19 protein-coding genes, 1 tRNA gene and 1 pseudogene are annotated in these 20,608 nt (G+C 52.5%); 8 read left to right on the top strand and 13 right to left on the bottom strand.

Going from position 1 to position 20,608, the window contains the following annotated elements; all coding sequences use genetic code 11:
• The first annotated feature begins 12 nt into the window (after nt 1–12).
• The gene (locus tag ATL17_RS10010; protein ID WP_133572660.1) at nt 13–1,017 is read left to right on the top strand and encodes an ABC transporter ATP-binding protein; all 1,005 of its coding nucleotides are present in this window, start codon (nt 13–15) and stop codon (nt 1,015–1,017) included.
• Between the two features lie 54 nt (nt 1,018–1,071).
• On the opposite strand, the gene ATL17_RS10005 is transcribed toward ATL17_RS10010, so the two are convergent.
• Nucleotides 1,072–1,821: a hypothetical protein gene (locus ATL17_RS10005; protein ID WP_133572659.1), complete on the bottom strand. Its 750-nt coding sequence runs from the start codon at nt 1,819–1,821 to the stop codon at nt 1,072–1,074.
• Nucleotides 1,822–1,906: 85 nt separating this feature from the next.
• Between ATL17_RS10005 and ATL17_RS10000 the strand changes: the two genes are divergently transcribed.
• The 5 genes and pseudogenes from ATL17_RS10000 (at nt 1,907) to arsC (ending at nt 3,680) form a co-directional block, all read left to right on the top strand.
• Nucleotides 1,907–2,461, top strand: a complete 555-nt coding sequence (locus ATL17_RS10000; RefSeq protein ID WP_133572658.1) for a MarR family winged helix-turn-helix transcriptional regulator — start codon at nt 1,907–1,909, stop codon at nt 2,459–2,461.
• Nucleotides 2,462–2,471: 10 nt separating this feature from the next.
• Entirely contained in the window at nt 2,472–2,687 is a 216-nt protein-coding gene (locus tag ATL17_RS17075; protein ID WP_208111182.1) for an MOSC domain-containing protein, read from the top strand.
• Between the two features lie 39 nt (nt 2,688–2,726).
• Nucleotides 2,727–2,951 (top strand): annotated as a pseudogene (locus tag ATL17_RS17170) (MOSC domain-containing protein); the annotation flags it as partial.
• Nucleotides 2,949–3,194, top strand: a complete 246-nt coding sequence (locus ATL17_RS17165) for a 3-alpha domain-containing protein (protein ID WP_281275889.1) — start codon at nt 2,949–2,951, stop codon at nt 3,192–3,194. The pseudogene ATL17_RS17170 and the gene ATL17_RS17165, both read left to right, overlap by 3 nt.
• 81 nt (nt 3,195–3,275) lie before the next feature.
• Nucleotides 3,276–3,680, top strand: coding sequence for an arsenate reductase (glutaredoxin) (gene arsC / locus ATL17_RS09990; protein WP_133572657.1), 405 nt, complete (start codon nt 3,276–3,278; stop codon nt 3,678–3,680).
• Between the two features lie 9 nt (nt 3,681–3,689).
• On the opposite strand, the gene ATL17_RS09985 is transcribed toward arsC, so the two are convergent.
• The 9 genes from ATL17_RS09985 to ATL17_RS09945 all read right to left on the bottom strand — a co-directional run bounded on the left by ATL17_RS09985 (nt 3,690) and on the right by ATL17_RS09945 (nt 16,372).
• Nucleotides 3,690–4,250 (bottom strand): hemerythrin domain-containing protein, encoded by a 561-nt coding sequence (locus tag ATL17_RS09985; RefSeq protein ID WP_166638992.1) that lies wholly within the window; start codon nt 4,248–4,250, stop codon nt 3,690–3,692.
• 80 nt (nt 4,251–4,330) lie between these two features.
• Complete coding sequence (locus ATL17_RS09980; RefSeq protein ID WP_133572655.1) at nt 4,331–5,476, bottom strand: diaminopropionate ammonia-lyase; 1,146 nt, start codon at nt 5,474–5,476, stop codon at nt 4,331–4,333.
• A 63-nt stretch (nt 5,477–5,539) separates the two neighbouring features.
• A complete protein-coding gene (locus ATL17_RS09975) occupies nt 5,540–7,120 on the bottom strand; it encodes a dipeptide ABC transporter ATP-binding protein (protein WP_133572654.1) in 1,581 nt (526 codons plus the stop codon).
• Nucleotides 7,107–7,967 carry an ABC transporter permease gene (locus tag ATL17_RS09970; RefSeq protein ID WP_208111180.1) on the bottom strand — a complete coding sequence of 287 codons (861 nt, stop codon included), beginning with the start codon at nt 7,965–7,967 and terminating at the stop codon, nt 7,107–7,109. The genes ATL17_RS09975 and ATL17_RS09970 overlap by 14 nt, the downstream gene beginning before the upstream one ends.
• Nucleotides 7,967–8,920, bottom strand: coding sequence for an ABC transporter permease (locus ATL17_RS09965; protein ID WP_133572653.1), 954 nt, complete (start codon nt 8,918–8,920; stop codon nt 7,967–7,969). Before ATL17_RS09965 ends, ATL17_RS09970 begins: the two co-directional genes overlap by 1 nt.
• Before the next feature lie 56 nt (nt 8,921–8,976).
• Entirely contained in the window at nt 8,977–10,458 is a 1,482-nt protein-coding gene (locus ATL17_RS09960; protein WP_425462428.1) for an ABC transporter substrate-binding protein, read from the bottom strand.
• Nucleotides 10,459–10,560: 102 nt separating this feature from the next.
• The gene (locus ATL17_RS09955; protein WP_133572652.1) at nt 10,561–12,183 is read right to left on the bottom strand and encodes an ABC transporter permease; all 1,623 of its coding nucleotides are present in this window, start codon (nt 12,181–12,183) and stop codon (nt 10,561–10,563) included.
• A 45-nt stretch (nt 12,184–12,228) separates the two neighbouring features.
• Entirely contained in the window at nt 12,229–13,254 is a 1,026-nt protein-coding gene (locus ATL17_RS09950) for an extracellular solute-binding protein (RefSeq protein ID WP_133572651.1), read from the bottom strand.
• A 211-nt stretch (nt 13,255–13,465) separates the two neighbouring features.
• Complete coding sequence (locus ATL17_RS09945; RefSeq protein WP_133572650.1) at nt 13,466–16,372, bottom strand: histidine kinase dimerization/phospho-acceptor domain-containing protein; 2,907 nt, start codon at nt 16,370–16,372, stop codon at nt 13,466–13,468.
• Between the two features lie 223 nt (nt 16,373–16,595).
• Here ATL17_RS09945 and ATL17_RS09940 point away from each other — a divergent pair.
• Nucleotides 16,596–16,672: transfer RNA gene (locus ATL17_RS09940), tRNA-His, on the top strand.
• Nucleotides 16,673–16,698: 26 nt separating this feature from the next.
• Here ATL17_RS09940 and ATL17_RS09935 read toward each other — a convergent pair.
• The 3 genes from ATL17_RS09935 to ATL17_RS09925 all read right to left on the bottom strand — a co-directional run bounded on the left by ATL17_RS09935 (nt 16,699) and on the right by ATL17_RS09925 (nt 19,864).
• Nucleotides 16,699–18,483, bottom strand: coding sequence for a vWA domain-containing protein (locus ATL17_RS09935; RefSeq protein WP_133572649.1), 1,785 nt, complete (start codon nt 18,481–18,483; stop codon nt 16,699–16,701).
• A gap of 55 nt (nt 18,484–18,538) precedes the next feature.
• The gene (locus ATL17_RS09930) at nt 18,539–19,198 is read right to left on the bottom strand and encodes a L,D-transpeptidase (protein WP_208111179.1); all 660 of its coding nucleotides are present in this window, start codon (nt 19,196–19,198) and stop codon (nt 18,539–18,541) included.
• Nucleotides 19,199–19,348: 150 nt separating this feature from the next.
• Nucleotides 19,349–19,864 carry a response regulator gene (locus ATL17_RS09925; protein WP_166638991.1) on the bottom strand — a complete coding sequence of 172 codons (516 nt, stop codon included), beginning with the start codon at nt 19,862–19,864 and terminating at the stop codon, nt 19,349–19,351.
• Nucleotides 19,865–19,950: 86 nt separating this feature from the next.
• Between ATL17_RS09925 and ATL17_RS09920 the strand changes: the two genes are divergently transcribed.
• Nucleotides 19,951–20,571: a DNA-3-methyladenine glycosylase I gene (locus tag ATL17_RS09920; RefSeq protein ID WP_133572647.1), complete on the top strand. Its 621-nt coding sequence runs from the start codon at nt 19,951–19,953 to the stop codon at nt 20,569–20,571.
• Nucleotides 20,572–20,608: the final 37 nt, after the last annotated feature.

Raw genomic sequence — 20,608 nt, 5'->3', positions numbered from 1 at the left:
GAGGAGGGGACCATGGCTGATATTACCATTTCGGATTTGAATAAATCCTATGGGCCAGTTCATGTTTTAAAAGATATCAATCTCGACATCAAAACCGGTGAGTTCATCGTGTTTGTTGGGCCGTCTGGCTGTGGCAAATCCACATTGTTGCGCACCATTTCCGGCCTAGAAACCATCAGCACCGGCGAGCTGAAAATTGATGGCCGTGTGGTCAATGATGTTGCGCCCTCCAAGCGGGGCATCGCCATGGTGTTCCAATCCTATGCGCTTTATCCGCATATGAATGTGTTCAACAACATGGCCTATTCACTGAAGCTTTTGAAACTGCCAAAGGCGGAAATCAAAGAGAAGGTGGAATCAGCAGCGGCTAAACTGCAACTCACCGAATATCTTGATCGCCTGCCCAAGCAACTTTCAGGCGGTCAACGCCAGCGCGTGGCCATTGGCCGTGCCATTGTGCGTGATCCGAAGGTGTTTCTGTTTGATGAGCCATTGTCCAACCTTGATGCGGCCTTGCGGGTGCAGATGCGCATGGAAATTGCCGGGCTGAAAAACAGCCTACCCAACACCACCATGATCTATGTGACTCACGACCAAGTGGAAGCCATGACCATGGCGGATCGGATTGTGGTGCTGAAAGATGGTGTGGTGCAACAAGTGGGCACGCCAATGGAGCTTTATGAAAAGCCCAATAGCCTATTCGTGGCCGGGTTTATCGGCTCGCCGAAAATGAACTTCATTAAAGGCGACCAGGCCAAGCCATTTAACGCCCATACGGTTGGCGTGCGTGCCGAACATTTGGATATTGTTGCCGCTAACGGCGATTTCAGCGGCACCGTGATGCACACAGAAGTGCTTGGCGCAGACACTTATATCTACATCAATATCGGTGAAGAAGAACCACTTGTGGTGCGCCGCGATGGCAACGCACCACTTGGTTTTGGCGAAACAGTTCACATCAAAACCCGGCCTGATTATGTTCATCGCTTTGATGAAAAAGGCCAACCGATTTACTGATCCTCCCCGCTCGCCTTGTGAGCGAACTTTGAGCCCGGCTTAGCCGGGTTCTTTTTATTTGAGGTTGCCGGGCAGGGATAAATCACCAGAAGCAACGTCAAAAACATCTGTCACGCACAAGAGCGGCGCATGAATGTTAGCGTTGACTTTCAGGGCGGCTGTCACCCCGTCATAATTGACGCCACTTAAATCAACCTCTTGATCAAAGGGCACGGTTACGCGAACTTCTGTTGCCTCAAATTGTGGGCTATAGCCTGGGCTGTCGATAAAGATCGGCAATCCGGGCCAAGTTTTAGGCAGTTTGGGTGACGTGCCCTCTGGAATGTCACGCACAGCCAACGCGCCTTCGCCACAGCTCGGCGTAGGGGTGAGCACCACCCAATGGGAGTGCCACAGATCACCGTCATTATCTAATTTGCCATCATTATTTTCATCGTAAAGCGGCGTGTCATCAAAATCGGGATGTACCGTTGCGGCCAACGCCAAGATGCCCGTTTCGCCTTCAAAACCAACCGCCGAAGGATCAAGTGAGGTGGGCCACACATAGGCATAAACACCTGCGCCACCCAACTCACCTGTTGCCTCGGGACTTTCTTTGCCCGCATTACCTACAGTGCTGAGGTGAAAGGTTACCACTTGCCTATTGCGATGGGCATGCGCGGCCAAAAGGTCAAAACTTGCGTTGATCTGTGCATTTTGTGGCGAGGTCACCGCGTCTTGCATATCTTTCGCATGGTTCCCGTCTGCCAAGGCAGCACCTGCAAGGCTGGTTAAAAGGACAGTTCCTAGAATGATGTTTTTCATTTTCGCTTCTCCTGTTGTGGAGAGGCTCTTTTAATAGCGAGTCGAAACTATTGCAATAGTAATTTTGACTCGCTATTAATTGCCTATGAGCGAATCTGAACAAAAATCGATTTTGGAAATGTTGGAACGCATTGGGCGGCTTACGCAGGCTGAACAATGGACCAATGATTTGAACCCCACCCAGCTGGCGGCGCTAAAATATTTGGCGCGGGCCAATCGTTTTTCGCGCGCGCCTTCGCATGTTGCCGACTATCTTGGCACCACGCGGGGCACCGTGTCGCAAACGCTAAAGGCATTGGTGCGCAAAGGCTTGATCAAGGAAGTACGGTCTGACGCAGATCGGCGATCCATCCGCTATGATTTATGTGCGGGGCATGATCAAGCGCTGGATGTGGAAACCTCGATTGCCAAAGCAGTGGCCCAAATGGGTGCCGAGGAACTGCGTCCCCTTTCTGAAGGATTGCGCAACCTACTCACCACAACATTGGAAATGCGGGGAAACCGCACATTTGGCATGTGCAATAGCTGTAAACATCATCATAAACAGGCAGATGGCAAAGCCTATTGTGCTTTGCTGAAAGTGGATTTGGAACCGCACCAAACAACCCAAATTTGCCATGAACATAGCCGCGCCGCGTAAGGATTTCTAAATGCAACTCACGTCAAAAATCTCCGGTCTCTTCGTGGGCAAACCTCAACAAAGATGGGAAGGCAAGCCGCCCAGCGCCATCAGCAAAAAGCAGGTGGACGCGCCGTTAGAGCTTACGAAAACAGGGTTCACAACTGATGAGCAGGCGGACAAGAAAGTGCATGGCGGGCCCGAAAAAGCGGTGCACCATTATCCGGCTGAACATTATGAGTTTTAGCGCGCGCAAGGTTTTGAAACGCCTTTTGATTTCACGCCCGGCGCATTTGGTGAGAACATCTCAACCTCTGGCTTAAACGAAGAACTTGTATGCATTGGCGATATTTTCCAATTGGGCACCGCACGTGTGCAGATCAACCAAGGTCGGCAGCCCTGCTGGAAATTGAATATGCATACGGACTTCAAAATGATGGCGCTGGAATTGCAAAAATCGGGCCGAACAGGCTGGTATTATCGCGTGCTCACACCCGGCACTGTGGCCATGGGCGATGAGTTGCGCTTGGTTGAGCGTTTGCATGAAGATTGGCCGTTGGCCAAAGTGATTGCCGCGCGGTTTGACAAAAATCTATCTGCGGAAACAGCCGCCCAACTCGCCGCGATTGAAGCAATGGCCGAAGGCTGGCGCAAATATTTTGCTAAAAAAGCAGGTGGCAATTTTGTTGAGGATCAAACTTCCCGCCTTGTTGGACCGACGGGTGACGCAGATCGGAAAACCGAGCCTGCATAGCCGGAAAAATCATCGCTGATTGTCGTGTAGCTGTCATCTGTTCATGCAAGCCTTAGCTGGTGTCAGCATAAGGAGGCACACATGACTGTTACGATCTATCACAATCCCAATTGTGGCACCTCACGCAATGTGCTGGAAATGATCCGCCGCTCGGGTGAAGAACCAACCATTATCCATTATCTGGAAACCCCGCCCACCCGGGAAGAGCTGGAAATGTTGTTGGTGCAGATGAAAATCTCAGCTCGGGAATTGCTGCGCCAAAAGGGCACGCCATTTGACGAGTTGGGCCTTGCCGATCAAACATTGACCGAAGATCAATTGATCGATGCGATGATGATGCATCCGATTTTGATCAATCGACCCATCGTGGTGACAGATAAGGGCGCTGCCTTATGTCGCCCGTCCGAAGTGGTGTTGACCTTGCTGAACACGCCATTGGCAGGCGCGTTCACCAAAGAAGATGGGCAAGTGGTGCGGGCGGGATAAAACGCCGCTCTAAACCATCAAATTATAATGGCCGAGGGCGGGGCCAACCTCGTCCTCTTCATAGCCGAAGTGCGACAGCAGCAGTTTTTCCAGCTTTTCATGTGCCTCAACGGTGCGTTCAAACTGTTCATCGCTCGGATCATCAATCAGCTTTGCGGCCTCATCCGACAATTGCACCAGCAGCGCATGAACTACTTCATGCTCCTCACGCAACCGCTTCACCACCTTATCAAGCGCCGCCATGCGTCCCTCTAATGCAGGGAACATATGCATATCTTCGATCTGGTGATGGCCATTGACCATCTGGCAGTGTTGGCCGCACAAATTGCCGAAAATCTGATAATTTTGGAAAATCGGATTATCTTTAATCTGCGCATGAAATTCAGAGGCACTGGTGTCGCCCGTGCGCACGCCCTCAAGCAGAGTGCGCATCATGCGCATATTGCGGCGATGATGCTCATGAATGGCGCGCAGATGCCGCATAGGCTGCTTTTCATGCTCAGAAAGCGGGCCAAAATCAGGCGCCTTGGGGCGGGTCGAATCGTCGGGAATGATAATTTCTTTGTCCATGGGCGCGTTATACCAAACTGAAAAGACAAAAAGAGACCGAACTTTGCGGCAAACTGTTCCAGTTATTTGAACAATGTTCGCTAACTGGCTTGATTGATCAGTTGCGCATAGATTTCCGGATCTGTTGCGCCTTCCGTGCCGATCAGCATCACACGGGAAGTTTGAGACAAGTCCAAGGCATCTCGCAGGTTCTGATCTTGCGCACATGCCAGCAGGGCGGCAATGCCAGCCACAGCAGATTCGCCGGCGGTGATGGCTTTGTCGCCAAACGGACTTTGCGCCAGCAATTGCATGGCCGGGGCCACAAGCGGATCAGCCATGGTGATGAAATCCGCCACGCAATGTTGCAAAATTGGCCAGGCAAGTTCAGATACTTCCCCACAAGAAAGACCCGCCATCAGCGTTTCATGTTCGACACTCACCGTGCGCGGCCGCCCGGCTTTGGCGCTTTCGTACAAGCAGGGGGCAAAGGCAGGCTCCACCACAATAAAGCGCGGTGCGTTTGCGCCATATTCAGCGACATATCGCGCGATCACTGCCGCCGCCAAACCACCAACGCCGCCTTGCAGAAAAATGTGCGTTGGGGGAAGGGGGCTCTGGTCAATGGCCTCATGCGCCATAACGCTATAGCCATCCATCACCAATTTGGGCATTTCCTGATAGCCCGGCCATGATGTGTCTGACACAACATGCCAGCCATTGGCAGTAGCATCTTCGGCGCAGGCCCGCACACTGTCGTCATAATTCCCATCAATGCGTACCACGCGGGCGCCCAGCGCCTTTAACGCCGCTTCGCGGCCCTTGCTGACTTCTTTGTGGATATAGATCACCGCCTGCGCACCCACATTCTTTGCGCCCCACGCAACGGATCGTCCATGATTGCCATCGGTGGCACTGGCGACAGTGATTTGGTTGCTGCCCAGCTTCTCCACCAAACGCGACACAGCATACGCGCCGCCCAGCGCTTTAAAGCTGCCCAATCCAAAGCGGGTACCTTCATCCTTATAGAGAATGTGCTCAACACCAATCGCGCTCGCCAGCCCAGCCAGTTCAACCAGTGGCGTTGGCGCATAGTTTGGCCAAGCTTTGATGGTTTCATAGGCCTTGGCAAAGCCTTCCTGATCAAACACCGCATTGCAGTGACGTTGGAAGTGCGCAGGGGAGGCAACCAACCTATTGGCATGGTGCGATAAATGATCGGCGGAGAATTTGGAAAGTGAAGACATAGGGAGCCTGAAAAATAGAAGGTAGGAACTTAAGACTATCCCAGCGAATATTTTAGGCAAGCCCTAGATGGTGAGCCGCGCATCGAGCAGCTTTTTCGTGATCTCCGCTTGTGGATGATCAAACACGTCCTCGACCTTGCCATGCTCAACGATTTTGCCGTGATCCATCACCATCACTCGATCCGTGACCGCACGGACCACGTCCAAATCGTGGCTGATGAACAAATAGGCCATGCCAAACTTTTCCTGTAGATCATGCAGCAGGGCCAACACGTCCCCCCGGATGGATACATCAAGGGCAGAAACAGGTTCGTCCAAAATCAACAATTTCGGCTTCAGCACTATGGCGCGTGCGATGGCTAACCGCTGGCGCTGACCGCCGGAAAAAGCGTGCGGATAGCGATTCAACATGTCGATGGACAAGCCAACGCGTTGAACAGCCTCATGCACGCGCTTTTGCTTTTGGGCAGTCGTCAGCTCCGGCATTAAATGCAACGGCTCCAGTAAAGCATCCTGCATCCGCATGCGCGGGTCAAAGCTGCTAAACGGGTCTTGAAACACCATGGATATTTCGCGCCGGGCTGCCATTGGAATGGGGCCTACGCCGTGACCAAAGCGGTGCCCGTCAAACTGGACGCTGCCGCCTTGCGCCGAGTCTAGCCCAGCCACCATGCGCGACAGCGAAGTTTTGCCACAACCGGACGGCCCCACCAGCCCCAACGTTTCGCCGCTATGCAGCGCGAAACTGACCTGATCGACTGCCGTCGTGATATCGGGGGATTGCCAGAAATAGCGCTTTTGCCTGAACTGCCGGGTCAGCCCGTCAATCTCAAGCAACGGCTCGCGCTGCGCCGGGCGGCTGAATTCAGGCCGCTTTGTTGGCTTTGCCGCAGCCACAAGACGCTGCGTGTAAGGCTGTTGCGGATTTTTCAAAATGGTTTGGCTGTCGCCATGCTCCACCAATTTGCCTTTTTCCAGCACATAGATTTGATCGCACAGCGCGGCCACGGCGCCGAGATCGTGGCTGATAAACAACAGGCCCATCTGCCGGGCGCTGGCAATCCGCTTGATCAGATCGATCACCCCGCGCTGGGTGATCATGTCTAAGGCTGAGGTTGGCTCGTCAGCGATCAATAGCTCTGGTTCGCCTGCAAGCGCCATTGCCAGCCCGACCCGTTGGCGTTGACCGCCAGAAAGTTCATGCGGATAGCGCCGATGCATGTCCGCGCGCAAATCCACTTCTTCTAGTAATTGACCAATATGGGCTTTGGTGTTGAGATCGGGGCGATGCAGCGCCAGCACTTCGCCGATCTGATCGCCAATGCGCATCAGCGGGTTCAGCGCGGTCATGGGTTCTTGAAACACCATGCCGATCTGTGCCCCGCGATAGGGGAAAGGCAAATCCTCGCCCAACTGCGTTGCATCAATTTTAACATGCTGGCCAAAATTCAAATGGATCACGCCCGAGGCTTCTGCGCTCTCGGGCAGCAAGTTCATCAGGCTGAGGGCAGTCAGGCTTTTGCCTGAACCGCTTTCCCCCACAAGCCCGACACGCGCTCCGGCCTCAATCCGCAGATTGATGTTGGACAATACCTGCCGATCGCCAAAACGAATGGAGAGGTTTTCAAGACTAGCCAGCGACATTGATGCCTCCGGCTTTGCTCAATTTCGGGTCCATCTGATCGCGCAAGCCATCGCCCATCAGATTGAGCGCCATCACAAAGATGATAATGGTGAGACCCGGCCACACCGCTTGCATGGGGTAGGCCAAAAAGAAGCTTTGCGCCTCTTTCAGCATCAAGCCAAGGCTGGTTTCTGGCGGTTGGGTGCCTAGGCCGATGTAAGAAAGTCCGGCTTCAGCCAGAATGCCCAAAGACAATTGGATGGTGGCCTGCACGATCAACAGGCTCAGAATGTTGGGCAACACATGCCGTACAGAAATCTGCCACACTTTCAGCCCGGACAAACGCGCTGCGTCCACATAATCCAGCGTCCAAATGGACAAAGCGCCACCGCGCGCCACCCTAGCAAACACAGGGATATTGAAAATGCCAATGGCGATCATGGCATTGATGGCGCTGGGGCCAAAAAGCGTGGTGATGATGATGGCGGTGATAATGGCGGGGAAAGCGAACACGAAATCGTTGAACCGCAGGATCAATCGCTCCAACCATCCACCATGGCCAGCAGCCAACAGGCCGAGCGGCACGCCAACCACCATGCCTATGCCTACCGCTAAAACTGCCACCCGCAAACTGGTCAGCGCCCCCGCCATTAACATGGAAAAAATGTCCCGCCCGAAAAAGTCGGTGCCTAAGAAATGTTCAAGGGAAGGCGAACCAAAACGTGCGGCGATGTTGACGCCATCGGTGGGGTGCGGTGTCCACACCAGCGACAGGAGGGCCAGCACGATCAGAACCGCGCTTAGCACAAAGCCGATGGCAAAGCTGGGGTGTCGGAAATTGCTGGCAAATTGTTTAAACATGCGCATCAGTTGCCCGCCCGCTTTTTCAAGCGCGGGTCCACCAGCGCATAGAGCAAATCCACCAGAAACATGATGATGACAACCAAGCCCACCAGCACCAGCAAGGCACTGCGCACCACAAACAGATCGCGGGCGGAAATGGCGGTGAAAATCAACCGGCCAAGACCGGGCAGGTAAAACACATTTTCCACAATGATGGTGCCAGCAATCAGAAAGGCGAATTGCAGGCCCATAATGGTCATCACCGGCAAGAGGGCATTGCGCACCCCATGTCGCCACAGGGCCTGATTTTTGCTCAAACCCTTGGCGCGGGCAGTACGGATAAAATCCTGCCGCGCCACATCCACCAGCGAAGTGCGCATCACCCGCGCCAAAATCGCCGCTTGTGGCAAGGCGAGGGCAATGGTGGGCAGGATCAAGGCACGGAAGGCGGCGGCCGGGTTTTCAGCCCAAGGCACAAATCCGCCGGGCGGTAGCCATTTGAGCGTGACCGCAAACACAACCACCAACAGCATGGCAAACCAGAAGTTGGGGATGGCGATGCCAATCTGCGCCAAACCCATCAGGCCCGCATCTCCAATTTTGCCCTGATTCTGCGCGGCTAAAATGCCCAGCGGCAGGCCAATCAGTGTGGACAGTACGAGCGCCCCAAAGGCCAGCGGCAGGCTAAGCTGCATACGCTCCAGAATCAGTTCGGCGATGGGCGCGCGTTGGCTGGCGCTCATCCCTAAATCGCCGGTGAATAGCCCCATCAGCCATTGGCCGAAGCGCACAAATGCAGGCTGGTCCAGCCCCAATTGTTGGCGCAGGGCATTCAACGCTTCGTCAGACGCATTGATGCCCAGCATGAACCGCGCCGGATCACCGGGCAGCACATCCAGCAGAAAAAAAATGAGCGCCGCAGCGACCAGCAAGGTCAGTGCGACACCCAATAATCTTTGTATCAAATAGCCAACCATGGGCGTATCGGGCTGATTTTGCCCGGCTTTGTCAAGCGCAACTTATCCGGTGGGGATCAGTTGGCCCATTTCACTTGGGTCAGATCATTGCCTTCAACTGGTGAGTTTGGCCACATGCCAGAAAGGCGGGTATCCCAAACGCCAGTTTTGGCGAGCTGGAACAAATAGCCATTCACTGCATCGTCAGCCAAAATCGTCTCTGCTGCCGCCGCGAGGGCTTTGCGATCATCCTCATCATTGGTGATGTTGAGTTTTTCGATCAGGGCTTGGAACACCACATTGTCATATTGGAAATAATAGTCAGGATTGGCGTAAATCCCGATATCAAAAGGCTCCACATGGCTGACAATGGTCAGGTCATAATCTTTCTTGGTGAACACATCTTCCAGCCACTGTGCCCATTCCACATTGACCAATTCCAGCTCAATGCCGATTTCACGCAACTGTGCTGCCAAAATCTGGCCGCCGCGACGCGCATAAGTTGGCGGTGGCAATTTCAAGGTGGCCTTAAAGCCACTCTCATAACCCGCGGCCGCCAGCAACTCTTTTGCTTTCGCCACATCATGCGGATAAGTGTTGAGCAAATCCACATAATAAGGATGGTGTGGTGCGAAATGGGTGCCGATTGGCGTGCCATAACCAAACATCGCGCCATCGATAATCGCTTGACGATCAATCACATGGGCAATGGCCTGACGCACGCGCAAATCGTTGAACGGTTCGGCCTTGTTGTTGGTGGCCAAGATGGTCTCACCTTCAGTGGAGCCAACCACCACATTAAAGCGCGGGTCAGCTTCAAATATTTCTAATGTTTCTGGCGCCGGGAAGTTGGCAAAGCCATCAAGTTCGCCTGCGAGCATGGCATTCTGTGCCGCGTTCGGGTCTGAAATGAAGGTAAAGATGGCGCGGTCTAAATAGACATCATCGCCCACATAATCCGGGTTCTTTTCCAAGATCACTTTTGAACCTTGCTGCCAGTCCACAAATTTGAACGGCCCGGTGCCAACAGGATTAGTTTGGTTGGTCTCAGCGCTTTCCGGCGCAACAATCACCGCATCGCCGCGACCAAGATTGAACAGAAAATCACCTTGGGGATTTGCGATTTCGATGGCGATCTTGTTGGTGGCCAACACTTCAACATTGGTAATCGGCGCAAAGATGCCTTTTTGCGCGTTCACGCTGTCCTCAGCGCGGGCGCGATCTAGGCTGAACTTCACATCTTCCGCATCAAAGCTGGTGCCATCATGGAAGGTCACGCCTTCTTTCAGGGTAAACTCGTAGCGCGTGCCATCGTCTGAAATGCTCCAGTCGGTCGCCAAAGAGGGCAACACGGCACCATTCTGGTCAATGCGGGTGAGGCCTTCAAACAAATTGGCATAGACCACTTCGTCAATCGCCGCAGCAGCACCCGCTGTCGGATCAAGGTGAGGTGGCTCAAGCACCATGCCAAGGCGAAGTTCATCAGCTAATGCAGTTGAAGAAAACAAGGTTGCGGCCATCAAGCCCGCAAGGTGAAGCGCAGAATTTTTCACGGATATTCGCTCCCAATGATTTTTTTCTCTTTTATAGGAGAACAAGGCGCAATGAAAAGGGAGCAAAAGAAGAATTATTTGACCGTTCGGTGAATTGATGAACGGTGATCAGCTATGATTGCCTTGCAGCCGACCGCCCAAAATCGCCGGAACAAGGGCGATTGCAACGATCAATAGCGCGGGCACAGCCGCCGCTTCAAAGTTCTCAAGGCTGGCCTCGGCATAAACGAAAGTTGATAGGGTTTCCAAGCCAATCGGGCGCAGCAACAAGGTGGCAGGCAGCTCTTTGATACATTCCACGAACACCAAAGTCATCGCCGCCACAAGCGCTGGACGCAAGGTCGGTAAGTCAATTTCAATCAATGTGCGCCACTTGCTCGCGCCTAAAATATGGCTGGCATCAAGCAGGTTGAGGCCCCGCTTTTTCATGGCGGCTTCGATATTGTTGTGGCTAACGGTCAAAAACCGCACCGTATAAGCATAAAGAATGGCGATAGGCGACCCCGAAAGGATGAGGCCAACGGTTACGCCCCAAATAGCGCGCGTGCCATCATTGATCAAACCATCCATAAAGCCCAACGGCACCAAAATACCGATGGCCAAAATGGTGCCCGGCACCGCATAGCCGAAAGTGGCGAGGAATGACCAACCGCCGCGGCCATCGCGATTGATCATTTTGCGGGCCGTGAAATAGCCGATGGACACGCACAACAATGCGCCGCCAGCGGCCAACATGATGGTGTTGATAAAGGCAGGCCAAATGGCAGGACGCAGCGCGCCGCGCATCACGCGATTGATGGAGGTGGACAGCAGTTCCAATACCGGAACGCCAAACCCAAGAAACACAATGCCCGCGCAAAAAGCAGTAACCAGCAGGCCGACTGGCAAGCTGAGCTTGATAAGTGAGGGTGGCACACGAGAATCGCGCCGGGTCAGATAATCACGGCGACGGCGGGCATATTGCTCGAGCCAGATTAGAGTGCCGATCAATAAAATGGCGGTCAGCGCCAATTGTGCCGCACCGGGCAGATTGGAACGGTTTAACCAAGTTGTGTACACAATCTTTGTGATGGAATTGACGCCGAAAAACTCGACCGCGCCCACATCGTTCAACACTTCCATAAGCGCCAAGGTGACACCGACAATCAGGGCTGGGCGGGAGAGTGGCAAAATGATCGAAAAAAAAGTCCGCCACGCATTGGCGCCAAGCGCCCGACTGGCGGCTACCAACGCGCCAGACTGCATCAAGAAGAAGGCGCGACAGCTCAAATAGACGTATGGATAGAGCACAAGGCTCATCACAATCGCAGCGCCTTCGAGCGAGCGAATGTCTGGGAACCAATATTCACGGATCGTTTTGGCCCCGGTGGCCGCGCGGATCGCCGTTTGAATGGGACCAGTGAATTCCATAACTTCCACCCATGCATAGGCAGAAATATAGGTGGGAACGGCCAAGGGCAGAATGAAAGCCCATTGGAAAAATTTGCGTCCGGGAAACTCAAAGGACGAAACCAACCATGCACTCAAAAGCCCAACGATGGCGGTGAACACGCCAACAAAAAGCAGCAAAAGGCCCGTTTCGGTGAGCGCAACAGGCAACATGCGCGAGAAAAGGCCGCCTTCTAAACTGAAGCGACCAAGAGCCAGAAAGGCGAGGGCAAGCACAGGCAGCGCCATCAAAAAGATGATCACCAACTGAACGAAAGAAAGGCGCGAAAACGCGCCTTTCAATAAACTCGAACTTTGGTTGTCGATACCTTTAATAGGTCAACCCCATTAGTTTTGCGGACCTTCGTCAAATTTGACTTCGTCCACCAATTTGCTTGCTTCATCGCGTTTATCCGCAATTTCAGCCAGTTGCAAGGAATCCGCTTTCAGTTCGCCCCAGCTTTGCACCAGATCAGAAGCTTCAACACCTGGCATAATTGGGAATTCGAAGTTTGTTTCAGCATAGATAGCCTGCGCTTCGTCTGAAAGCAAAAATTCGATGAACTGTTTCGCCGCTTCTTCATGCGGCGCGTTTTTGGCCAACACAACACCTGAAACATTCACGTGGGTTTTGCTCTGCTCCGCATCTGGGTACACCAAACGCACAGAAGCTGCCCATTCTTTTTGCTCAGGCTCTGCGTCGTTGGTCAGCATTTTGCCCATATAATAGGTGTTGCCGATCGCCAGATCACACTCGCCTGAATAAATGGCTTGCACTTGCGCGCGGTCATTACCTGTTGGCTTGCGGGCAAGATTGTCGCGCACGCCTTCGAGCCATTCTTTGGTGGCTTCTTCGCCATTATTGGCGATTTGGCTGGCCACAAGACCGATGGAGTAAGAATGTTGGCCAGAGCGTGTGCAGATACGGCCTGCCCATTCTTCTTTGGTCAAATCAGCGTAAGATAGGTTTTCCGCATCCACGCGGTCTTTAGACACATAAAACACGCGTGCCCGTGCAGTAAGCGCAACCCATGCGCCATCTGGATCTACAAAGTTTGCAGGCACATCAGCAGTGATGTCTTCAGAGATAGGTTGCCAAATGCCAGCTTTTTTAGCGGCGTCCAAACGGCCAATATCAACCGTCATAACCACGTCAGCTGGTGAGTTTTCACCCTCAGATGCCACGCGATCCACAACGCCATCTTTCACAAACAACACGTTGGTTTTGATGCCGGTCTTTTCTTCAAAAGCAGCGGTGAGAGGCGCCAACAATTCTGGCTGCCGCAAGCTATAGATGTTGATCTCATCGGCGCTCACATTAGTGGCGCTGAAAGCTGTGGCGCCAAGAGTGGCGAGAAGAAGTGCTTTTTTCATTTTATAATTCGCTCCTGTTTTCCCGGGGTTAAGGCCCGTCGGTTGCGTCGGTTTTGCGCAAAGTTTGCTGAAGAGTCAATCAAGACATAGGGCGAGAAAATGCCGAAAAATGGGCGTTTTTTACAACCATTCTAAACTGGAGCGAAAACCTCCATATTTTCTGGTTTTCCCAGATCAAGGCCCCCGCATGCGGGTGTGGCGGTTTGTCGCATCAGCTATTGACGTTTTGCACCCGATGGCCCGGAATACGCAGCGCCATCATCATGCCATTTTCACCCAATGGGTCGAAAGACAGGCCAAAAGAGTTGGCCCGCGCCAAAGACCGCGTGAGCGACAGACCAACTGCAGAACTGGCGGTTGTGCCCGTTTCTTTGCCATCCTCAGTCACCTGATGGAAAACGGCAAACTTCTCACCGCGGTCAATTTGGTTGCTTCCATTGTCCCGCACATGCACAGACACATCGCCATTATCTTCGCGAATGGCGCTGATGATCACATTGCTTCCCGGTGGGCTTAGCGTTACAGCACTCGCCAGCAAATTCATAATGGTTTGGCTCAGCAGCTTTGCATCTGCATCCACCAAATATTGCGCATCTGGAATCGCACTGCGCACAAACACTTGTTGGGCATTGGCTTGGGTGCGGATTTTGCCGATACATTGCGTGAGCAAATCACCCAAATCGACCTGCGCATTTTCCAATTCATAGGAGCCATCGCGATAGCGGCTCAAATCGTCCAGCTCGTGTACCACACGTTCCAAACGTTTTGCGGCCAGCTGAATATCTTTGACATATTCGCGATAACGATCATTCCCAATCGGGCCATAGGCTTCGTCATGCATCAGGCTGTTAAAGCCTGAAATGGTGGCCAATGGTCGCCGAATTTCGCGGCTGATCAGCGGCAGCAATTCAGCTTCAGTACCAAGATCATCCGGCACATCGCTATTTTGCTCAGATTGTGGCTCTTCTTTTTCACGCACCAACCCAATCAATTGGAAATTGTCGCCATTTTCCATGGGGTGGCGCAAAAACTGGATGGCGCAATGCGCGGCACCGGCAAACAGAAACACTTCTGATTCCTGCTTGGTGCCAGCCAACAAGCCGAAATAATTCGAACGGCTGTCCGCGTCGATATATTCCATCAAGGTACGATCAAGCATCATTTCGCGGTGTGGCCCGATCAGCGCTTCGGCTGTTTCGGAAACCTCGTTCACATGGCCGCGATTATCAAGCACCACCAAGCCAAGTTGCTGCGCTTCAGCAATACGCTTCAACAATTCAACATCAAGTTGGGTCTGTTCTTCCGAAGCGGCAAAAACTGACAACTCATCATCACCATGCTCAAACGCATCGGCAGTGGCGGGCAGCGCGATTGGCTCTTTGCGATCATCTTCGCGAGCGGTCAACATATAGGCAGATTTGCCTTGCCATGTGGTGGTTTGCAACCGCGCCACAACAGGTACATCCGTGCCATCTTTACGTAAAAGCTTGGTCACCGGGCCAACACTGGAATCACCGTCATCAGCGCGCGGGAAAATTTGGTCAAACCCGGCCTGGCGCAATTCGGTGCTGGTCTTATATCCTGCAAGCTCGGCCATCGCGCGGTTGGCGAATAGCAATTCCTGATCGCGGAACAGTAGAATGCCCAAGGGCAGGCGGTTCAGCACTAGGGTTTCATCGCTCAAGGCAACCAGCGCACCGGACACGGTTGGTCCTTCTGGCGTGTCCTTCACCTCATCAGGTGAGGGGGCTTTGGGCTTAACCGGACGCCACTTTTGCGGATTCGCAGGTGCGTCCATGGCATTTTCAGGAATGCCATTTGCCGTCAATTGTGCGGCAGCTTCGCGCTCGCTAGCAGGCGGATCATTTGGTTCGGTTGGCGCAGGCGTTTCTTCAACCTTGGTCTCGGTCGCAGTCTCCGCTTCGTCCGATCCAACGCGCTCCCGCAACACACGCGACAATTCTTCAAAATTATAGCGAGCACTGCGATCTGATTCCAACTTATCCGTTCGCGGCTGTTCAGAAACAGATTCAGGTTCCGGCGTTGGTGCAGCAACACTGGCAACACTGGAACTCGTTTCTTCAGTCTCGGCGCTGGTGCGCTTTGCCTTGGCGCGGATAGTCCACAATTGTGGTGCTTCCGCTTCGCTCTCTACATCCGCTGCTGCAACATGTTCATCATGGTCGTCCAGCTCATCGGCGAGTGCCTCTGCAAGTTCGTCGGCTTCAATAGCTTCTAACCGATCTGACGAGTCGATCAAGCCACGATCTGCCTGATAGAGATGATCGATCAGTTCCGTCAAATCATGCGGCAAATCATCGTCATCTTGAGACGGCTCTTCTGTCTCGGAAGATGCATCGTCTTCGGCGGTTGAGTGGTCTTCAACCTGATCCGATGCATCTGTTGTTTGCGCATCATTGTCCAAGCGGTCCAGCAAGCCATCTTCTGGCTCGGCATTAAAGGGCTCAATATCCTCTTCAGCCTCGGGCAGTGCGTCCGCGCCCATTTCTGCGAGATCGTGCAAGGTGCCCGGCTCGAAAACCAACATCTTTGCGCGGCTAGAAATATCAAATTGTGCCGTTGCACCCTGTTCCAAAAGATCAAGCGCGATTGCAGCAAGCTCAGGCTGTGGCGCACCTTCAGGTGCCACGCTGGTGCCTGCAACCACTTCGTGATTGTCGTCCACCACCACAAAGTCTAGCTCTGGCGAAAACATCTGAGCGCTTGCCGCCAGATCATATGCGTCGCCGCTAAACAATTGCGGATCAATCGTGTCGGATGAGATAACTAGCAAGCCAGTCAGCTCGTCATTGATCAATGGAATGCAGCTACATGTGGTGGAAACGGGCTTCTTGCCAATTTGAAACCGCATCCGCGATAGGCTGGCGCGGCCATGTGCACCCAAACGGATCAGGCGATTGATCTGCCCACGCAATGGCACAGGGTCCGGCAAAAGCTTCACGCGTTTCTTTTTCGCCTTGGTGCGGAAAAGCCGGGCAGCCAAATTGCGCCACAATAGGCGCGAGCCATCTTCATCCCAAAACCAAACAGGTCTAGGATCAAGCGTGTAGCTCAGCACTCTTTTGCCAATTTCGCTATGTACCCAATGTGAACGCATATACTTTCAGAACCTTGCCAAAGCTTTTCACAAGCTTGGGGATAAAAATTTACGTTTTCTTAATATATTCAATAGGCCGAGCCGTCTAGCATTTGCCCAGCAGGCAAGGAAAAAGACCATTTTCATGGTTAAGATGGAAAACTGAAATTTTTTTTGAAAGAGCGGCTTTTGCCCTCTTGCCAATTCAAAAGTTCGGCCCTATGTTCGCGCGCACAAATGATGTGCCGCCTTAGCTCAGTTGGTTAGAGCGCTAGATTGTGGATCTAGAGGTCCCCCGTTCGATCCGGGGAGGCGGTACCACCTTCCCCAAATCACCATAGTACTTCCTATTTCGATAGGCGCAGATCGCTCAGCTGATCAGCAATTGCCTTGAACACATCTTCCAAATCGCTGGAACTTGCCGGAAAGTAGACTTTGCCGATGTCTGTGGCACAACTGGTCAACATGGCGGCGTTTGCACTGCCAGCAGTCACACTCAAGCCAATCGTATAAACCTCAATGCCCTCCGCCTTGGCGTTTGTGCACACTTGCAGTGTGCGGCGGTTCATTTCAGTTGAAAGTTCAGCGCTGGTTGAGCTGAGATTGCCAAGGCGTTGGTTATAGTGGAACCCATACATGGAGTAATAATAGGTGTTGTTGAAACTATCGCCAGCTGGATAGGCAGTGTTTTCACCATCGGTCATGATGATCATCACCTTGCTGGCACCCTTGTCATAACCAACACCCTGAGAGAACGGTTCTTGCGGCGACAGAACGCGCAAGCCCCACATCGCACCCATATGAATATTAGTGCCACCCAACGCTTCCATGGCGTTAATCTTGGTCTTAATTGAGTTCATATCATTGGTGAGGGGGGCAATTGGGTCGACCGTGCAACTGCCATTTGGTGAATCATAACCCACCTGCGCCGGGCTTCTACCCACATATTTGCAAACGCGTTCCTGACGCTCGCGCAAGCCGAGCACACGACAAGTTCTAGTTGTTACGGTGCCATAGTACCAATCCCAGCTACTTGATGACGAAGTGATTGTGCGCCCGGAACAACTACAGGTATTGGTAGGGTTGGAAGGAAATCCCCAGTCAGGGTTATAGGTTGAACTGCTGCCTGCATAAGTGTAGCGCCCACTCCATGTTCTTTCCGTGCAAGACCCAGTCGACGTCGTTGTGGAACAAGCAGCATTCGTATCCGGCAGATAATTTCTCTGATAGCCCGTGCCATCTGGCGTGTCCGGCTGGAACAAAGGCACGATGAATGTGTCACCATCAGCGGAAGTCGGTTCTTTATCGTAAACGTCTAAACGTTCCGCAAACGGCAGCGATGTGTCGTGAGGACGTGCCTCAACACAACCCGCCCATGACACATTGTTCATGGAATCATAGACATCAAACCGAGACAGCCGGCCGGAAGCGCTGGTGATATCGTGGGTGTTTGTTGAATTGTCGTCATCATCAAAATTGTCCCAACTGATCGATGAGCGGCCATATTGATCCAACCAAGTCGCATTGCGGTTAGCGGGATCAACATTGATCATATCGGTGAACGGCACGAGGCCAAAAAACACTTTGTCGGGGAAAGCCTTATATTCAGAGATAATATCAACCGCCAAAGCGGCAGCGCTACGCAGCGCGCCGATCCGGCCATAATCACCCATGGACCCAGAATTATCGAGCACCATGGCGATTTCCAAGCGGTTCCGGGCGCGCGTTGCTTCTGATTCAATCAGTGCTTCTAACTTGTCGATGCTGACGAACTTCACAAAGAAAGTGGGCAGGCTAATCTTTGCCTTAAGGTTCAAGCTGCCGGCATCTTTATCGATCACCGGGTCCAACATCGTCACCGTTACGGTTGCATTGCCGATGCCTTCGATAAGCAGCTTTTCAGCTGTCTCTTTTATCTGGGCTTTCGTCTGCGTGTGAATTTTCGGTTGCAGCGCCAAAACCGCCGCATCCATGGAAATTTGAGCGCTAGCCCGACTTTGTTGGATCGCCACAAAGTCAATTGCAGAACCGCCCATGGCAATCAATATAATCGCCATAACCCCGAAAATGACAGCAAAAGCGCCGGATTCATCACGATGAAACCGCTTTAGAAGCTTAGCAAATAATAACATGTGGCCCACAAGTCATCAGAATAAAAGATAAGCAAGTGTGGGCCATAAAAGTAAACTAAATCACAATAACTTTCGCACCAATTGAGGCGCGCTGATAAAGATCGATAATATCGTCATTGGTTAGTCGGATACAGCCAGACGATACTTTGCGGCCAATGGACCATGGTTGCGTTGTGCCGTGCAGGCGATAAAGCGTGTTGCCAATGTAAAGCGCACGAGCCCCGAGCGGATTATTAATGCCGCCTGGCATAAAGGCGGGCAATTCCGGCTGGCGCTTGCGCATTTCCGCTGGCGGTGTCCAGCTTGGCCATTCCTTTTTCGCGGTGATCCGGTGGGTGCCATTCCACTCAAAACCATCACGCGCTACGCCAATACCATAGCGCATGGCACGCCCTTTACCCAAAATCAGATAGAGGTAGCGGGCCGTGGTGTCGACAATAATGGTGCCTTTGGCTTCACCCGAATTATAGGCCACAACTTGCCGCAAATATTGTGGGTGTTGGCCATATTTATTCTGAACTTGAAGCCCATTGCGCGGCGTGCCTGTTGTCACGGTCATGCCAGAAGGCGGCGCAACATAAATTGTTTGGCCAAAACTATCTTTTGATTTCACCAAACCATTATTGCCTGCAATGGCGGATTGCCCCACGCCCAGCGCGAATAAACTCGCCATGGCCGTTGCCACAATTGCTTGCTTAAATTTTGAAATACGCATGACCTATCACCTCGCCACACCAAAAGTGGGTTCAATATAATTTGAACAAAATGATAGGGGATCAGGCCAAATAAAGCGTGAAGTGAAATGGTAAGCAGGGCCTGAAGAAACAGGGTTTATAGGCCCTAAATTCAGATGGTTAACAGGTTTTTACAAGAAGGCCGTATCGGCATCATCTGCATCATCAAGCATTTGGCCATCCAACGCGTCTTCCTCCTGAACCTTGTTCAGCAAGCCGGACATGGATTGATGATTTTGCCGACCATGTTGCAAAACGTCGCTTATGGCTTTGTGCATGGCAGCAGCCTTAATTGGCTTGGCCACAACTTGGTCCGCACCAAGGCTTAGTGCTCGCTCGACATTTTCACGGTTTGTGTAAGCTGACATAACGATCACAGGCGTTTTGTGCGCCGGGCCAAACCGACGATCACGCACCACGCTAAGCAGACCTGCGCCCGAAATTTCGGGCATATACCAATCCACAATCAGCGCATCATAATCGCCTGAATGTAACCGCAACAATGCCTCAGCACCGCTATCAGCTTCATCGATATTGTGGAAACCGATCTGCTTTAGATTGGCAATGGCAAGGCTGCGTGCATACTGATTGTCATCTACAATCAGCAGACTCAGATCGTGCAAAGCTATGTTTGATCGTTCTGACAATTTGCTTAACCTGTCAGCTAATAAACCTAGAGTCGAAATTAATTCGTGGGAATGTAATTAAATTTCGTCAGAAAGCAACTCTAATTATGGATTCCCTAAATGTGCCCCAGCGCTGCTTCTGGTGTGGCGAGGATGAACAATATACCCGCTATCATGATGAAGAGTGGGGCTATCCCGTTGAAGATGATCGTCGATTGTTCGAAAAAGTGTGCCTAGAAGGCTTTCAATCTGGGCTGTCATGGCTGACCATTTTGCGCAAACGCGAAAATTTTCGCGCGGCCTTTGATCAGTTCGATTTCGAAAAAGTGGCCCGATATGATGAGCGCGATGTGGATCGGCTATTGGCAGATAAAGGCATCGTGCGCCACAAGGGCAAAATTGCTGCGACCATCAATAATGCCCAGCGCGCCATTGAGCTGCGCGATGAATTCGGAACGCTAGCAGCTTATTTTTGGCAGTTTGAACCCAAGCCAAGCGAGCGATCCGAGGTGAAAGATGAGGCGACCTTGCGCAAAATGGCGCAAACAGAAGCCTCGCAAAAACTGGCGAAGGACATGAAAAAGCACGGTTGGAAATTCTTTGGGCCAACAACGGCTTACGCCTTTATGCAGGCCATGGGGTTGGTCAATGACCACACAGATGATTGCTTCGCCCACCAAAAGGCGGAAGAGGCGCGCAAAAACTTCTCGCCACCACAGCCAAAATAGGCCCAATTTTTAGGCCTTTGACTTGTGCGATAGGGCA

Origin of the sequence: Maritalea mobilis (assembly GCF_004363175.1) — a bacterium.
GTDB classification, from domain to species: Bacteria; Pseudomonadota; Alphaproteobacteria; order Rhizobiales; family Devosiaceae; genus Maritalea; species Maritalea mobilis.
The sequence above is the reverse complement of the archived record's forward strand: the minus strand, read 5'-3'. Positions and strand labels throughout refer to the sequence as shown.

Coding starts and splice junctions, on each gene's coding strand:
- ATL17_RS10010 (WP_133572660.1), top strand. CDS start 13: ATGGCTGATATTACCATTTCGGATTTGAATAAATCCTATGGGCCAGTT.
- ATL17_RS10005 (WP_133572659.1), bottom strand. CDS start 1,821: ATGAAAAACATCATTCTAGGAACTGTCCTTTTAACCAGCCTTGCAGGT.
- ATL17_RS10000 (WP_133572658.1), top strand. CDS start 1,907: ATGAGCGAATCTGAACAAAAATCGATTTTGGAAATGTTGGAACGCATT.
- ATL17_RS17075 (WP_208111182.1), top strand. CDS start 2,472: ATGCAACTCACGTCAAAAATCTCCGGTCTCTTCGTGGGCAAACCTCAA.
- ATL17_RS17165 (WP_281275889.1), top strand. CDS start 2,949: ATGGGCGATGAGTTGCGCTTGGTTGAGCGTTTGCATGAAGATTGGCCG.
- arsC (WP_133572657.1), top strand. CDS start 3,276: ATGACTGTTACGATCTATCACAATCCCAATTGTGGCACCTCACGCAAT.
- ATL17_RS09985 (WP_166638992.1), bottom strand. CDS start 4,250: ATGGACAAAGAAATTATCATTCCCGACGATTCGACCCGCCCCAAGGCG.
- ATL17_RS09980 (WP_133572655.1), bottom strand. CDS start 5,476: ATGTCTTCACTTTCCAAATTCTCCGCCGATCATTTATCGCACCATGCC.
- ATL17_RS09975 (WP_133572654.1), bottom strand. CDS start 7,120: ATGTCGCTGGCTAGTCTTGAAAACCTCTCCATTCGTTTTGGCGATCGG.
- ATL17_RS09970 (WP_208111180.1), bottom strand. CDS start 7,967: ATGCGCATGTTTAAACAATTTGCCAGCAATTTCCGACACCCCAGCTTT.
- ATL17_RS09965 (WP_133572653.1), bottom strand. CDS start 8,920: ATGGTTGGCTATTTGATACAAAGATTATTGGGTGTCGCACTGACCTTG.
- ATL17_RS09950 (WP_133572651.1), bottom strand. CDS start 13,254: ATGAAAAAAGCACTTCTTCTCGCCACTCTTGGCGCCACAGCTTTCAGC.
- ATL17_RS09945 (WP_133572650.1), bottom strand. CDS start 16,372: ATGCGTTCACATTGGGTACATAGCGAAATTGGCAAAAGAGTGCTGAGC.
- ATL17_RS09935 (WP_133572649.1), bottom strand. CDS start 18,483: ATGTTATTATTTGCTAAGCTTCTAAAGCGGTTTCATCGTGATGAATCC.
- ATL17_RS09930 (WP_208111179.1), bottom strand. CDS start 19,198: ATGCGTATTTCAAAATTTAAGCAAGCAATTGTGGCAACGGCCATGGCG.
- ATL17_RS09920 (WP_133572647.1), top strand. CDS start 19,951: ATGGATTCCCTAAATGTGCCCCAGCGCTGCTTCTGGTGTGGCGAGGAT.